A 14,043-nucleotide genomic window follows, 5' to 3' on the forward strand; every position below is an offset into this window, starting at 1 on the left:
AATCTATGACTGCACTACGCACCACGAGTCGCCTTGGCCTGGGAGACGGATATAGCCGGGCGGCGAAAATCGCGGCGCTCGGGCTCGGCCTGGCAATGTTCGCAACAGCCTGCGGCGGAGAGAACGCACCCTCTGCCGAGTCCACCGGATCGGAATCCGCAACCGCATCTGCTGCCGCTTCCTCAGCGGTCAGCTGCCCGCCCAATGAAGGCGGCAAGGGCGAAGACCCGGGGACCAAGGGTGACCCCGCGGCAGTGCCCGCTTCCACCGGCACGACGGCGTCGCCGTTGAAGATCGGTTCGCTGCTTCCCACCACGGGTGCCCTGGCGTTCCTCGGCCCGCCCGAGATCGCCGGCGTGAACCTGGCTGTCGAAGAAGTAAACGCGGCCGGCGGTGTCCTGGGCCAGCCGATGGAGGTTGTGCACCGGGATTCCGGCGACACTACCACTGACATTGCCACCCAGTCCGTCACCGATCTGCTGAGCCAGGGTGTCAGCGGCATTGTCGGAGCGGCGTCCTCGGGTGTTTCCAAGACCGTCATCGGACAGATCACCGGAGCCGGCGTCATCCAGTTCTCGCCGGCCAACACCTCCCCGGACTTCACCGACTGGGACGACGACGGCCTGTTCTGGCGGACCGCTCCCTCGGACGTGCTGCAGGGGCGGACCCTCGGCAACTACGTCATGACCTGCGGGGCGCAGACCGTCGGCATGATCGTCCTGAACGATGCCTACGGCACCGGCCTGGCGAGCAACATTCGAGGCTCGGTTGAGGCCGCCGGCGGCCAGATCGTTGCGGAAGAAATGTTCAATGAGGGTGAATCCCAGTTCAGCAGCCAGGTGGACGAGGTTGTGGCTGCCAAGCCCGACGCCATTGTTGTCATCAGCTTCGAACAGGCCAAGAGCATTGTTCCGCTGCTGACCGCCAAGGGCATCGATCCCACCCAGCTGTTCCTCGTGGACGGCAACACCTCCGACTACAGCAAGGACCTCGAAGCGGGCACGCTCGAAGGAGCCCAGGGAACCATCCCGGGCCCGTTTGCCTCGGACAACTTCAAGGAATCACTGCTGAAGCTGGACCCGGCCCTGAAGGACTGGGCCTACGCCGGTGAAAGCTACGACGCCGTGACCATGCTGGCCCTGGCCTCAGAGGCGGCAGGCAGCACCGACGGCAAGGCCATGGCCGCCGAACTGCAGGGTGTTTCGGCAGAGGGCGAGAAGTGCTTTGACTACGCAGGCTGCGTGACCATCCTGCGCGGCGGAGGGGACATCGACTACGACGGTTACTCCGGCCCGGTGACCTTCGACGAGAACGGTGACCCGACGGAGGCTTTCATCGGCATCTACCAGTACGACGCCGACAACAAGCCGGTTCCGAGCCGCTCCGAAGAGGGCAAGCTCTAACCCGCGGCAAAACACCGCACCAACGGAACAGCCCCCGCCGACGGCGGGGGCTGTTCCGTTGGTGCCGGGCGGTGAACGCCTACGCGGTGTCCGCCAGGGTCCCCAGATAGAGCTGGATGACCTTCGGGTCCTTCATCAGGTCACGGCCGGTGCCCGTGTAGGCGTCGCGGCCCTGGTCCAAGACGTAGGCGCGGTCACAGATCTGCAGGCAGCGGCGCGCATTCTGCTCCACCATGATCACGGAAACCCCCGCCCGGTTGATCTCATGGACCCGCAGGAACGCTTCATCCTGCTTCACGGGGGAGAGCCCGGCAGAGGGTTCGTCCAGCAGCAGCACCGCCGGCTCCATCATGAGTGCCCGGCCCATGGCCACCATCTGGCGCTCCCCGCCGGACAGCGACCCCGCACGCTGGGCGCGCCGCGTGCGCAGCTCGGGAAACAGGTCCGCCACAAAGTCGAAACGCTCCTTGAACCGCTTCGGCGCCTGGAACAGGCCCATCTGCAGGTTCTCCTCGATGGTCAGGGACGGGAACACGTTGTTGTTCTGCGGGACGAAGCCCACGCCGCGGCTGACCAGCTTGTTGGCCTTCAGCCCGGTGATGTCCTGTCCGCGGACCACAACGGTCCCGGAGTGCACCTTCACCAGGCCGAACATTGCCTTGAGCAGGGTCGATTTTCCGGCGCCGTTGGGTCCGATAATGCCGATCAGCTCGCCGCGGCGGGCTTCGATGCTGCAGCCGTTGAGGATGTTTACGCCCGGAAGGTATCCGGCCACCAAATCGGTCACTTTGACGACGGAATCGCCCTCGAATGCCTCGGCAGTCATGCCTGTTCCTTCCGTTCATCGATGTGCCTGCCGACCGCGCCGTCAGGTTCGGTGCCCACGGAGGACTCCGGATCGTGCTCCAGCTGGGCCTCGAGCTTTTCAAAACCTTCCGAATCGCCGAGGTCGACGTCGTGATGGGCACCCAGATAGGCGTCGATGACGGCCTGGTCCTTCATGACCTCACTCGGCGGGCCCTCGGCCACCACCTTGCCTTCGGCCATGACAATCACCCAGTCGGCAATGTGCCGGACCATGTGCATGTCGTGTTCCACGAACAGGACGGTCATGCCTTCGGCCTTGAGGTTCTTGATGTGGTCCAGCAGGGACTGCGTCAGTGCCGGGTTGACCCCGGCCATCGGTTCATCCAGCATCACCAGTTTGGGCCGGACCATCAGGGCCCGGGCCATTTCCAGCAGCTTGCGCTGGCCGCCGGAGAGCGACGCCGCATAGTCGCTGCGCTTGGTGTCCAGCTTGAACTTGGCCAGCAGCACGTCGGCCTGCTCGGTGATTTCGCGTTCCCGGCCCCGCCAGAGCGGCGGCAGGAACGCCCGCCAGAGGGACTCGCCCGGTTGGGAGGAAGCGCCGAGCCGCATGTTTTCGATGACGGTGAGCTTGCCCATGACCTTGGTCAGCTGGAACGTGCGGACCATGCCCATCCGGGCCACCTTGTACGCGGATACTCCGGCCAGATCGCGGCCTTCGAACTGCCAGTCACCGGACTGCGGAGTGTCGAAGCCGGTCAGGAGATTGAACAGGGTGGTCTTGCCGGCGCCGTTGGGACCGATCAGGGCCGTGATCTTGTTCCGCGGGATCTCCACGTGCTTGACGTCAACGGCATTGATGCCGCCGTAGGTCCGGGTGACGTTCCTGGCCACCAGGATCGGATCGCGCTTGCGGCAGCCCGGTCCGGCGTCGTCGGCGGCTATGGGCCGGGTGTCGTTCATGTAATCGTCGGGGGCCGCGGCATGCGCGCCCGTCGCGCGGGCGCCCTGCCCGGGTTCGTCTGACTGGGAACTCATGCGAACGCCAGCTCCTTCTTGTTGCCCAGGATGCCCTGGGGCCTGAAGATCATCAGCAGCATCAGTGCCACACCAACAAGGATGTAGCGCACCTGTCCTGCCTGGGAAGTGGTTATGAAAGTGATGTACCCGGCTTCGATGGCGCCGTACAGCAGGCCCTGCGTCACGGAGAGGATGACCCAGAAGATCATGGCGCCGATGACCGGGCCCAGCACGGTGGACATGCCGCCCAGGAGCAGTGCGGTGTAGAGGTAGAAGGTCAGCTCGGTCCCGTAGTTGGCCGGCTGCACCGCATCCCGGGGGAGGGTGAAGATAATGCCGGCCAGGGAGCCGAGCAGGCCACCGATGATCAGGGCCTGCATTTTGTACGCGTACACGTTCTTGCCCAGGGCCCGGACGGCGTTTTCATCCTCGCGGATGCCCTTGACCACGCGCCCCCAGGGGCTGCGGATCAGCATCCACACCAGGAGGCAGGCCACGATGACGAGGGTCCAGGCGACAATCCGAACCCAGACGTCCCGCTCGTTCATGGCGAAGGGGCCCAGGTTGTAGCTGCCCGGAGGAACCGGGTTCAGGCCGTAGAAGTCTCCGGTGAAGGCCGCCAGGCCGTTCGCCGATCCGGTGATCGACGTCATGCCGTTGGTGGTCACGATGTAGCGGATGATCTCCGCTGCGGCAATGGTCACGATGGCCAGGTAGTCGGCCCGGAGCCGCAGTGTCGGGATGCCCAGGATCACCGCGAAAATCGCGGACCCCGCCAGGGCAATCAGCAGTGCCACCGGCAGCGGTGCGTTGAAGGACAGAATCGGGATGGCGAAGCCGTAGGCGCCCATCGCCATGAACCCGGCCTGTCCGAAGTTCAGCAGCCCGGTGTAGCCGAAATGCACGGCCAGCCCGAGGGCGGCAAGTGCGTAGGCCGCCGTGGTGGGGCTGATGATCTCGTTGAGTGCACCGAGAAGAATATTAACGAAGTCCATCTGAGCTAAGCCCCTAACCTATGCGCTCGCGGCGGCCGAGGATCCCCTGCGGCCGGACGAGGAGGACAAGAATCATGATGACCAGTGCACCCACGTATTTGAGGTCCGCCTCCAGCCAGATTGTGGAGATTTCCACGAAAAGACCCACGATGACGGAGCCAATCAGCGCGCCGTACACCGTACCGAGTCCGCCGAGCGTGACGCCGGCAAAGATCAGCAGCAGGATCTGCTGGCCCATGTTGAAGGAGACGCCGGGCCGGTAGTAGGCCCAGAGGATGCCGCCCATGGCCGCGAGGGCCCCGCCGAGGACCCAGACAATCCGAATGACGCGGTCCACATCGATGCCGGAGGCAGCGGCCAGCGCCGGATTATCCGAGACGGCGCGGGTTGCCTTGCCGATGCGGGTCCGCAGCAGCAGCACGGCCACGAGCAGAATGACGGCCAGGCTGACAAACAGGGAAATCAGGGTGTTCCGCGGAATGGACACCGGACCCAGCTCCAGCAGCGGGCTCTGGGCGCCCGGCAGCTGCTGCGTGCCTCCGCCAAAGAAGAACAGGATGATGTAGCGCACGGCAACCGCCAGACCGATGCTCACGATCATCATCGGCACCAGGCCGGTGCCGCGGCGCCGCAGCGGTTTCCAGAGTCCGGCGTCTTGGACGTAGCCGAAGGCGCCGCCTCCGACCACCGCCAGCGGCAGGGCAATCCAGGCCGGCATTCCCATCGCCGCAAAGCCGAAAGCCAGGACGGCGCCGAGGGTGACCATCTCGCCGTGGGCAAAGTTGGTCAGGCCTGTGGTGCCGAAGATGAGGGAGAGCCCGACGGCGCTCAGCGCCAGGAGCAGGCCGAAGCTCAGGCCCGCAATGGTGCGTTCAGTCAGGATCGAGGCGAAGCTCTCCTGCTGCAGGACGATGCCCTCGCCGAGCAGGAACAGCGTGGTGATGTTGGAGGTGCCGGCAAAGGTGACAGTGCGCGGGTTCTCCTGTCCCTCGGCCAGGGCGACACCCTCCGGCAGCGAGGATTCGTCCAGTTCCACTTCGAAGGCGCCCTGTTCGGGAACGCCGATGGACCAGGAACCGTTGGCTCCGGTTACCGTTTCCGCTTCGTAGCCGTTGCCGCTGGCCGTGATCCGGACCCCTTCCACCGGGACGCCCTCGTTCCGCACCACGCCGCTGATGCGGTCGCTGAATTCGGCACCGTCCGCGGCGGGGGCCGATGCACTGCCCGACGGCGGGGCTGAGGGTGTCGCTGTTGTTGCATGAGCGGCAGGGGAAGCGAGCAGCAGGGCAGCGAACATCGCCGCCACCGCTGCCAGCATCCCCAAATACCGGGTCAGCGCCGATGTTCTTAGCAAGTTCCAAAACCTCCACGCCACGGCCGCGGGCACCGAAAAATTCCCAGGCCTTAGGCGGATCTGATTGTGACTGATGTCACCGATTGGGGATTATGCTACCCAGTGAATGTTTCAGGCAGTGACCAATCCCATCCGGCGCATGTCGCGATCGGGTAACGACTTGATCCGCCAGTTCCGCGGGCTCTCGACAGGCGGGCTATGCCAAACTGTTACCGGCAGCGGTGGTTCCCTGGGAATCTCCCGCCCCCGTCCGCCGTTGACATTGGTAGGCTCTAGGTAAACAGCCCCCAGATGGAGGACATTGAATGGCACTCGGCGGTAATCCGGTCTTTAACGGCAAGAATTTCAACTCCCAGGTTCAGGGCAGCAGGATGAACCGAGGTTCCCTGGCGACGCAGGACCAGACTTCGATGACCCCGCAGCAGCTGCAGGAGCTCTACACCGCTCCTTCGGCGGGTCCGGCGCTGACCGGACGCATGACGTACGACGACGTCATCATGAAGACCCTGGCCTGCCTAGCGGTCGTCCTCATCGGCGCAGCTGTCCCGATGATCCTGATCCCCGGCGCCGCGGCGCCGCTGATGATCGTCGGTGCGCTCGGCGGTTTCGTGCTCGGCCTGGTGAACTCGTTCAAGCGCGAGCCCGCTCCGGCCCTGATCCTGGCCTATGCAGCGCTTGAGGGTCTGTTCCTCGGCGGGCTGACCCTGGTGCTGGACAACCTGTACCCGGGCATCGGACTGCAGGCCGTGCTCGGCACGCTGTCCGTCTTCGCCGTGACCCTGGTGCTGTTCCGCAACGGCAAGGTCCGCGCCACTCCCAAGGCCATGCGCTTCTTCATGATCGCGATGATCGGCTACGCCGTATTCTCACTGGTGAACATGGGCCTGATGATCTTCGGCGCCACCGACAGCATGTTCGGTGCCCGCGATTCAATCACGATCATGGGTATTCCGCTGGGCGTCCTGATCGGCCTCCTGGCCGTCGGCCTGGCCGCCTTCTCGCTGATCATGGACTTCACCTCCATTGAGCAGGGTGTGAAGGCCGGCGCTCCCCAGCGCTACTCCTGGACCGCTGCCTTCGGCCTGACCGTGACACTGGTTTGGCTGTACGTGGAAATCATCCGCATCCTCGCCATTCTTCGCGGCGACGACTAGCGCGTTGGGGGCGCCCTGACCAGTGGTCGGGCGTGCCCCGGGAACAGAGGCCGGCAGGAATTTATCCTGCCGGCCTCTTTTCTGTTTAAGCCTCTTTTCCCCCAACCACTCTGTGCCTGCCTTTCCCGGGACCGTAGGATCCGGGACGGGCCGATCCGCCGGGGCTGTTTCCTCCGGGAGCGGCTGGACCGGCAGGTCCCGGGAACGGCGGAAGGGGGCGGACGTGGACGACTCGGCGGATACTGCCGCGTTGCCGCTGCGGCTCCAGGACCTGCTGCTGCAGCATCCGGACTTGGAGGAATTTCTCAGTGCCCTCGCCGTCCTGGTCGCCGGGCACCTGGGCGGCTGGGATGTGGCGGGTACGTCCCTGATGGTCGTGCGGCCGCGGCGGCAACCGGCGCAGGCCGGCAGTGCGGAGCGCTTCGTGGCGCTGCAGGGTGGTTCGCGGGGGGATGACCCGGCCGGCGTCGTCCTGGCGGGCGGAGGTTCGGCAGTGGTCCGCGATCTGGCTACGGAAAACCGGTGGTTTGGCTTCCGGAGCGCGGCCCGGGAACAGGATGTGGCCGCCGTAGCCGCCGTGCCGGTGCCGGGGCTTGAACCGGCGGCCGCCGTGCTGACCTGCTATTCCTCCCGTCCCGGAGCCTTCGGCCCGGAGGCCGTGCGCGGGGTCGAACGTGCGGCGGCCGATCTGGCCGCGCCGCTGGCCCTGGCCCTGCGCCTGGACACGCAGGCGCATCGGGCCCACAACCTGCAGGCCGCCCTGGAATCACGGACCGTAGTGGATCTCGCAGCCGGAATCATCATGGGGCAGAACAACTGCAGCCAGCAGCGGGCCGTGGAGATTCTGCGCAGCGTCTCCAACAGCCGCAACGTCAAGGTCCGTGAGGTGGCGGCCGGAGTGGTTGCCGTGGTCTCCGACCGGGTGAGTACGCACTTCGAGGAGTGAGCGGCTGTAGGCTGGTGCAATGAGCGCTACCGGCACGGATCCGGCGGCTGTCCCCGCCACCGGCACCCAGTTTCAGATCACCCGCAACACCCCCGGCGGCCGCGCGGAAGCACGCATCGCGTCGCTCGCCGGAGCGCTGCGCAGCTACTCGGTGGGCGGCACCGACTTCGTGGAGACCTACCCCGACACGGACCTGCCGCCGTCGGCGTGCGGCATCCTGTTGGCGCCGTGGCCCAACCGGGTGGCCGGCGGGAAATGGCTTTTGGGCGGCCGCATCCAGCAACTGGACATCACCGAGCCCTCGCGGGGCAACGCCAGCCACGGGCTGCTTCGCAATACCGGATACGTTCGGGCCGATCCGGGTGACGCTGCTGCCGGCAGCCACCTGCCCGGCAGCAGCGTCACCCTGAAGGCTGAGATTTTCCCCCAGCACGGATATCCGTTCCACCTGGTTCACCAGGTCACCTACAGCCTGGACGACGACGGCGGTCTGCGCGTGCGGCAGGGCCTGACAAATGTGGGCGGCAGTCGGGCACCGTTTGCCCTCGGCGCGCATCCGTTCCTGCGGATCGGATCGGTGCCGGTGGAGGACCTGACACTGACCGTTTCGGGAAACACCCGGCTGACCGCCGACGAGCGGCTGATCCCGTCGGGCCGGGAACCCGCCGACGGACCGAACGACCTCCGGGCCGGCCGCAGGATTTCCGAGCTCAAGCTGGACGCCGCCTACACCGGGCTGGACCTGCAGGACGGCGAGTTCCGGCACCGCCTCGAGGCGCCCGACGGCAGGCGGGTGCTGCTGTGGAGCGGTCCGGAGTTCGGCTATGTCCACGTTTTCGTGACCGACAAGCTTCCGGGACGCGCCTGCGCTGTCGCCCTGGAGCCGATGACCGCCCCAGCCAATGCCCTCAACTCCGGGGAGGGGCTGCGCTGGCTGGAGCCCGGAACAGCCTTCGCCGCAGAGTGGGGAATCCGCCCGGAAAGGCCGGCCGGCAGCCCGGCCGCCGGCTTCGCGTAAAGGTGGGAACCGCAGCCAGTGAGTGTGGAAAGATGAGCGCATGAGACCTCATGCACGAAGCATCGCCGCGTCCAAAGCGGTGCAGGCTGCGGCTGTCCGCTCCGGCAGGGGGAACGACGACGTGCCGTACGCGCTCCGCGTCAGCGCAGCGTGGGCCTGGCGGCTGGGCGTGGTGCTGGTGGTCGCCGCCGGCCTGGTCTGGATCCTGCGCAACTTTTCCCTGCTGATCATTCCCCTGATGATTGCCGCCCTGCTGGCGGGCCTGCTTTCACCGATCACCACCTGGCTGCGCCGCAACAAGGTGCCGGGCGGGCTGGCGGTGGCCGTCACAATCGTCACCTTCCTCGGCGTGATCGTTGCCGCCCTGACCTTGGTCGGACGGCAGCTGGCTCTCGGGTTCCGGGATCTGTGGGGAGAAACCCTGTCCGGTGTGGGACAGATCCAGGACTGGCTCGCCGACGGTCCGCTGCGCATCACCACCACCCAGATGGACACCCTGCTGCAGGAAGCCACCAATACGCTGCAGCAGAATTCAGCGAACATCGTGTCCGGTGCGCTCTCCGTTGGCACCGGTGCCGGACACTTTGCCGCGGGCGTGCTGCTGACCCTGTTCGCCCTGGTCTTCTTCCTGCTGGACGGCCACCGCATCTGGCGCTTCACCGCCGGCCTGCTGCCGCGCCGTGCCCGCCCCGGCGCCTACGGCGCCGGCATCCACGGCTGGGAGTCCATGGTGAACTACGTCCGGGTGCAGCTGCTCGTGGCGTTCATCGACGCCGTCGGCATCGGCGCAGGCGCGGCAATCATCGGGGTTCCGCTGGCACTGCCGCTCTCGGTCCTCGTCTTCCTGGGCTCCTTCGTCCCGCTGATCGGCGCGTTTGTCACCGGCTTCGTTGCCGTCCTGCTCGCCCTTGTCGCGAATGACTGGGTGAACGCCCTGATCATGCTGGGCATCGTGCTCCTGGTCCAGCAGTTGGAGTCGCACATCCTGCAGCCACTGATCATGGGCCGGGCCGTCGCCCTGCACCCGCTGGCCGTGATCCTGGCCGTCACCGGCGGGACGCTGGCAGCCGGCATTCCCGGCGCTCTCTTCTCCGTTCCACTGCTCGCCATCCTCAACACCGTGGTGCGCTACATCGCCGCCAGGGGATGGGAGGGGGACCCCGCACTGGCCCGCGATCCCGTGTTCGCGGCCGCCGGCGGGCAGCCCCCCAGAACCGATGAAACCGAAAACGCGTTGGAAGACAACGCAGAAGACGAGAAGCGACCGTGACTGACCTGTCCCAACTGCCTGTGACCCTCGACGACATTGAGGAGGCCGCCAAGCTGTTGGACGGTGTGATTGCCCGGACCCCCATCGAGATGTCCCGGGCACTGGGGCGGCTAACCGGCTCGAATGTCTATTTGAAGTGTGAAAACCTGCAGCGGGCCGGATCGTTCAAGGTCCGCGGTGCCTACGTCCGGATGGCCAAGCTCTCCCCGTCGGAACGGGACCGCGGAGTGGTTGCCGCATCAGCGGGCAATCACGCCCAGGGCGTCGCCGTCGCGGCCGCGCGCCTGGGCATCAAGGCCCGGATCTTCATGCCCCTGGGGGTGGCGCTGCCCAAGCTGGCGGCCACGCAGGGCCACGGAGCGGAGGTCGTGCTGCACGGGCACAACGTGGACGAAGCCCTCGCCGAAGCCCAGCGCTACTCCGACGAGACCGGCGCCGTTTTTGTGCATCCGTTCGACAACGTGGACGTGGTGGCCGGGCAGGGCACCATCGGGCTGGAGGTGCTGGAACAGATTCCGGACGTCGACACCGTGCTCATGGGCGTGGGCGGCGGAGGTCTTCTGGCCGGCGTGGCCGTGGCCATCAAGACCCGGGCGAAGGAACTTGGACGCGAAGTCCGCATCATTGGCGTGCAGGCCGAAAACGCCGCCGCCTACCCGCCGTCGTTGGCTGCCGACGCGCTGGTGCCGCTGACCAAGGTATCCACGATCGCCGACGGCATTGCCGTGGGGCGTCCGGGCCAGCTGCCCTTCTCCATCATCAAGGAGCTGGTGGACGACGTCGTGACCGTCAGCGAGGACTCGCTGGCACGGGCCCTGATCTTCCTGCTGGAGCGGTCCAAGATGGTGGTCGAGCCGGCCGGTGCCGTGGGCGTGGCGGCGCTGATGGACGGCAAGATCGAGAACCCGGGAAACACGGCGGTGATCCTTTCCGGAGGCAACATCGACCCGATGCTGATGCTGAAGGTCATCCAGCGCGGCCTCGCAGCCGCAGGCCGGTACCTGGTCGTGCGCATCCTGTTGGATGACCGCCCGGGCTCGCTGGCCACCATCTCCCGGATCATCGCGGAGTCGGACGCCAACGTCACCGGCGTCGACCATACCCGGGTGGGCGGATCAATCAGCATGGGGGACGTCGCCATCACCATCAACATGGAAACCAAGGGCCACGAACACTGCGAACTTGTGCTGAACAACCTGCGCGCGCAGGGGTTCCAGCCGATCGTGCTGCACGGGTAGGGCGTGCTTGCCAACCGGGCCAGGACGGCCCTCTTCGTTTCGCTCGGACTGGCCGCCCTGGTCTGGGGATGCTATCTCCTGGCCCTGTTCGCCGGTCCCGCGGTGCTGCATCAACTCGGCATCCTGCCGCGCCGGGTGGACGGGCTGGACGGAATCCTCTTCGGCCCGCTGCTCCACGCCGGGATCAACCATCTGCTGGGAAACACGCTGCCGCTGGTGGTGTTTTCCTTCCTCACCCTGCTGGAGGGCGTGCGGCGCTACTTGGTGGTGCTGGCCTCGTCCTGGCTCGCGTCGGGGCTGGGGGTGTGGCTCTTTGGGGGCGGGCTGACGGTGGGAATCTCCGGCGTCGTCTTCGGGCTTTTCGCCTATCTGATGGTCCGCGGCATCTACAACCGGGACCTGGTGCAGCTGCTGCTTGGGGGCATCCTGTTCCTGGTGTACGGCTCGCTGCTGTGGGGCGTGCTGCCGGTGTCGATCGGTGTCTCCTGGCAGGCGCATCTCTTCGGTGCCGCCGGGGGAGTGCTGGCGGCGGTGCTGCTCAGCCGGCACCGGCAGCGCGGACGGACAAGCAAAAGCGGGCCCTCCCGATGGAAGGACCCGCTGTAACGCCGAAAATCAGCTGGAGTAGGGCTTGGCGGAAATGATCTCCACCGAGATGCTCTTGCCGTTCGGGGCGGTGTAATTGGCCACGTCTCCGGCCTTCATGCCCTGGATGGCCGCGCCGAGGGGCGACTTCTCGCTGTAGACGTTGATGTCCGAGTCGCCGGCGATTTCGCGGCTGCCCAGCAGGAAGGTCTCCACGTCGCCGGCAATCTTGGCTTCGACGAGCATGCCGGGTTCCACGATGCCGTCGTCGGCCGGGGCCTCACCCACGTGGGCGGTCCGCAGCAGGTGAGTCAGCTGGCGGATGCGGGCCTCGGCCTTGCCCTGCTCTTCCTTGGCTGCGTGGTACCCGCCGTTTTCCTTCAAATCGCCCTCGGACCGGGCCTGCTCAATACGGGCCACGATTTCCGTGCGGCCGGGACCGGACAGGTGATCCAGTTCGGCCTTCAGACGGTCGTAAGACTCCTGAGTGAGCCAAGCGGCGGGTGCGCTGTTGGTGGACACGGGTCTCTCCTTTTAGTGACGACCGGACCAAACGATCTGGTCCGGCAGGTGCGAATACGCTTTGGGGGCCGGAATGGCCTGACAAGCAAAGACCCCGCCGGGCGGTGACCGGTCACTGTGCTGATCACCTGGGCGGGGCATAACGTAGGCTCCATACTAGTTCGCCAAGCGCGTTTACCCAAGAACCCTGCGGGCTTGGTAATCCGCCGGAAACCTGCACCGCATGCGCCGCCGTGCATCGCCGGCCGGGGCTAGGGTTCCTCGGTGATCCAGCAGGCATTGACGCCGCCGGTGACGCCCAGGGAATCCGTGCGGATGGCCACCCGCTGGCCGGTGGTCTCTTCCTCCGCGGGACCGATGGTGATCTGCTTCCATCCCACCACTGCGTACGCGTCGTTCAGGGCCTGGACCGCGCAGGTGGCTGTCACGTCGCGGTCCTTCGTGACCTGGAAATCGATGACGGCACTGCCGCTGTCGGGGATGCTGAAACCCACGTCCTTGAAGGTCACGTCGCCGCCGGGCGAGGGGACAGCGATCCACGCGGCTCCGGCGCACCCCAGCAGCACCGCGGCGCCGCCGATGATGGTCTTGGTCCGGCGGGACAGGCCCGGCTTGGGGGTGCCGTACCGATTGGCTAATCTTGTTGCGGACGGAAAACCATCCGGGGTCTGCTCGGGGGCTGGCTGCTTGACAGGACCTTCCTCAGTGCTCACTTCTCCATTTTATCCGAGTTTGCCGTCCACCTTTCGCCGACCCACCAGGAGCTGCTTCGTGTCGACCGCCTCAAAGAACAATTCCAGCCAGTCAGCACCGCTGCGGCTGCTGGCCGTGCACGCTCATCCCGACGACGAAGCCAGCAAGGGTGCGGCGATGATGGCGTTTTATGCGGCACAGGGTGTCGACGTGATGGTGGCCACCTGCACCGGAGGGGAACTCGGCAGCGTGCTGAATCCGGCCATGGAATCCAGCGCAGCGGCGAAGCGGGACCTCGCCGGACTGCGGCGGCACGAGATGGCCAACGCGCAGCGGGAACTGAGCGTGCAGCACCGCTGGCTGGGCTTCATGGATTCCGGACTGCCCGAGGGTGATCCGCTCCCGGATCTGCCCGCGGGATGCTTCGCCCTGGAACCGCTGCCGACCGCAGCGGCGCCCCTGGTAAAGCTCGTGCGTGAGTTCCGCCCGCACGTCATCATCAGCTACGACGAAAACGGCGGCTATCCGCATCCGGACCACATCATGGCCCACAAGGTGGCTGTCGAGGCGTTCAATGCCGCGGGAGACCCCGACAAGTATCCGGGCACGGGCGCAGCCTGGGAACCGCTGAAGCTCTACTACGACCGCGCCTTCAACCCCGAGCGCTTCCGGGCACTGCATCAGGCGCTAGTGGAGGAAGGCATCGCCTCGCCGTACGCCGAGCGCATCGCGGCCTGGCAGGAAGCCGACACCGAGGGCCACCAGCCTCCGGCACCCACGCATCCCACCACTACGCAAATCCAGTGCGGAGACTTTTTCGAGGCCCGGGACCGGGCTTTGAAGAGCCACCAAACCCAGGTTGATCCGGAGGGGTTCTTCTTTGCCGTTGACTGCGAGACGCAGCGGAAGGTGTGGCCGTGGGAGGACTATTCGCTGATCGAGTCAAGAGTAGAGACTGAACTGCCGGAAACTGACCTGTTCGCTGGCATACGATAGAGGGCAGGGACGGCGTGAAGCCGCCCGCTGCCAAGAGAGAGA

14 protein-coding genes are annotated in these 14,043 nt (G+C 66.2%); 8 read left to right on the top strand and 6 right to left on the bottom strand.

From position 1 onward, the window contains the following. Positions 1 to 5: 5 nt before the first annotated feature. Positions 6 to 1,403, top strand: a complete 1,398-nt coding sequence (locus QNN99_RS01525; protein ID WP_229964655.1) for an ABC transporter substrate-binding protein — start codon at positions 6 to 8, stop codon at positions 1,401 to 1,403. Between the two features lie 79 nt (positions 1,404 to 1,482). Here the strand turns inward: QNN99_RS01525 and QNN99_RS01530 are convergent, their stop codons facing one another. Genes QNN99_RS01530 through QNN99_RS01545 form a run of 4 tightly spaced genes read right to left on the bottom strand, consistent with a single transcriptional unit; the run spans position 1,483 to position 5,543 of the window. Beyond that, complete coding sequence (locus QNN99_RS01530; protein ID WP_229964656.1) at positions 1,483 to 2,229, bottom strand: ABC transporter ATP-binding protein; 747 nt, start codon at positions 2,227 to 2,229, stop codon at positions 1,483 to 1,485. Then, positions 2,226 to 3,248, bottom strand: coding sequence for an ABC transporter ATP-binding protein (locus tag QNN99_RS01535; protein ID WP_442860457.1), 1,023 nt, complete (start codon positions 3,246 to 3,248; stop codon positions 2,226 to 2,228). Before QNN99_RS01535 ends, QNN99_RS01530 begins: the two co-directional genes overlap by 4 nt. Further along, positions 3,245 to 4,225 (bottom strand): branched-chain amino acid ABC transporter permease, encoded by a 981-nt coding sequence (locus QNN99_RS01540; RefSeq protein WP_229964657.1) that lies wholly within the window; start codon positions 4,223 to 4,225, stop codon positions 3,245 to 3,247. Before QNN99_RS01540 ends, QNN99_RS01535 begins: the two co-directional genes overlap by 4 nt. A gap of 13 nt (positions 4,226 to 4,238) precedes the next feature. Then, a complete protein-coding gene (locus tag QNN99_RS01545; RefSeq protein ID WP_229965042.1) occupies positions 4,239 to 5,543 on the bottom strand; it encodes a branched-chain amino acid ABC transporter permease in 1,305 nt (434 codons plus the stop codon). Positions 5,544 to 5,884: 341 nt separating this feature from the next. On the opposite strand from QNN99_RS01545, the gene QNN99_RS01550 reads away from it, so the two are divergent. From QNN99_RS01550 to QNN99_RS01575, 6 genes are all read left to right on the top strand, one after another. Beyond that, entirely contained in the window at positions 5,885 to 6,733 is an 849-nt protein-coding gene (locus QNN99_RS01550) for a Bax inhibitor-1/YccA family protein (protein ID WP_229964658.1), read from the top strand. A gap of 223 nt (positions 6,734 to 6,956) precedes the next feature. Next, a complete protein-coding gene (locus QNN99_RS01555) occupies positions 6,957 to 7,679 on the top strand; it encodes an ANTAR domain-containing protein (RefSeq protein ID WP_229964659.1) in 723 nt (240 codons plus the stop codon). Positions 7,680 to 7,698: 19 nt separating this feature from the next. Continuing rightward, positions 7,699 to 8,697, top strand: a complete 999-nt coding sequence (locus QNN99_RS01560; protein WP_229964660.1) for an aldose 1-epimerase family protein — start codon at positions 7,699 to 7,701, stop codon at positions 8,695 to 8,697. 40 nt (positions 8,698 to 8,737) lie between these two features. Beyond that, a complete protein-coding gene (locus QNN99_RS01565; RefSeq protein WP_229964661.1) occupies positions 8,738 to 9,967 on the top strand; it encodes an AI-2E family transporter in 1,230 nt (409 codons plus the stop codon). Beyond that, a complete protein-coding gene (gene ilvA, locus QNN99_RS01570) occupies positions 9,964 to 11,205 on the top strand; it encodes a threonine ammonia-lyase (protein WP_229964662.1) in 1,242 nt (413 codons plus the stop codon). The genes QNN99_RS01565 and ilvA overlap by 4 nt, the downstream gene beginning before the upstream one ends. A 3-nt stretch (positions 11,206 to 11,208) precedes the next feature. Beyond that, positions 11,209 to 11,811, top strand: coding sequence for a rhomboid family intramembrane serine protease (locus QNN99_RS01575; protein ID WP_229964663.1), 603 nt, complete (start codon positions 11,209 to 11,211; stop codon positions 11,809 to 11,811). Between the two features lie 9 nt (positions 11,812 to 11,820). On the opposite strand, the gene greA is transcribed toward QNN99_RS01575, so the two are convergent. Both greA and QNN99_RS01585 read right to left on the bottom strand, forming a co-directional pair. Next, positions 11,821 to 12,312: a transcription elongation factor GreA gene (greA, locus tag QNN99_RS01580; RefSeq protein WP_229964664.1), complete on the bottom strand. Its 492-nt coding sequence runs from the start codon at positions 12,310 to 12,312 to the stop codon at positions 11,821 to 11,823. A 251-nt stretch (positions 12,313 to 12,563) separates the two neighbouring features. Next, positions 12,564 to 13,025, bottom strand: coding sequence for a DUF4307 domain-containing protein (locus tag QNN99_RS01585; protein WP_229964665.1), 462 nt, complete (start codon positions 13,023 to 13,025; stop codon positions 12,564 to 12,566). A 58-nt stretch (positions 13,026 to 13,083) separates the two neighbouring features. Between QNN99_RS01585 and mca the strand changes: the two genes are divergently transcribed. Further along, the gene (mca, locus tag QNN99_RS01590) at positions 13,084 to 14,001 is read left to right on the top strand and encodes a mycothiol conjugate amidase Mca (RefSeq protein ID WP_229964666.1); all 918 of its coding nucleotides are present in this window, start codon (positions 13,084 to 13,086) and stop codon (positions 13,999 to 14,001) included. Positions 14,002 to 14,043 lie beyond the last annotated feature (42 nt).

The organism is Arthrobacter sp. zg.Y820, from assembly GCF_030125555.1.
In the GTDB taxonomy this organism is placed as follows: Bacteria; Actinomycetota; Actinomycetes; order Actinomycetales; family Micrococcaceae; genus Arthrobacter_B.

Coding starts and splice junctions, on each gene's coding strand:
- QNN99_RS01525 (WP_229964655.1), top strand. CDS start 6: ATGACTGCACTACGCACCACGAGTCGCCTTGGCCTGGGAGACGGATAT.
- QNN99_RS01540 (WP_229964657.1), bottom strand. CDS start 4,225: ATGGACTTCGTTAATATTCTTCTCGGTGCACTCAACGAGATCATCAGC.
- QNN99_RS01565 (WP_229964661.1), top strand. CDS start 8,738: ATGAGACCTCATGCACGAAGCATCGCCGCGTCCAAAGCGGTGCAGGCT.
- QNN99_RS01545 (WP_229965042.1), bottom strand. CDS start 5,543: ATGCTGGCAGCGGTGGCGGCGATGTTCGCTGCCCTGCTGCTCGCTTCC.
- QNN99_RS01535 (WP_442860457.1), bottom strand. CDS start 3,248: ATGAGTTCCCAGTCAGACGAACCCGGGCAGGGCGCCCGCGCGACGGGC.
- QNN99_RS01560 (WP_229964660.1), top strand. CDS start 7,699: ATGAGCGCTACCGGCACGGATCCGGCGGCTGTCCCCGCCACCGGCACC.
- QNN99_RS01550 (WP_229964658.1), top strand. CDS start 5,885: ATGGCACTCGGCGGTAATCCGGTCTTTAACGGCAAGAATTTCAACTCC.
- QNN99_RS01530 (WP_229964656.1), bottom strand. CDS start 2,229: ATGACTGCCGAGGCATTCGAGGGCGATTCCGTCGTCAAAGTGACCGAT.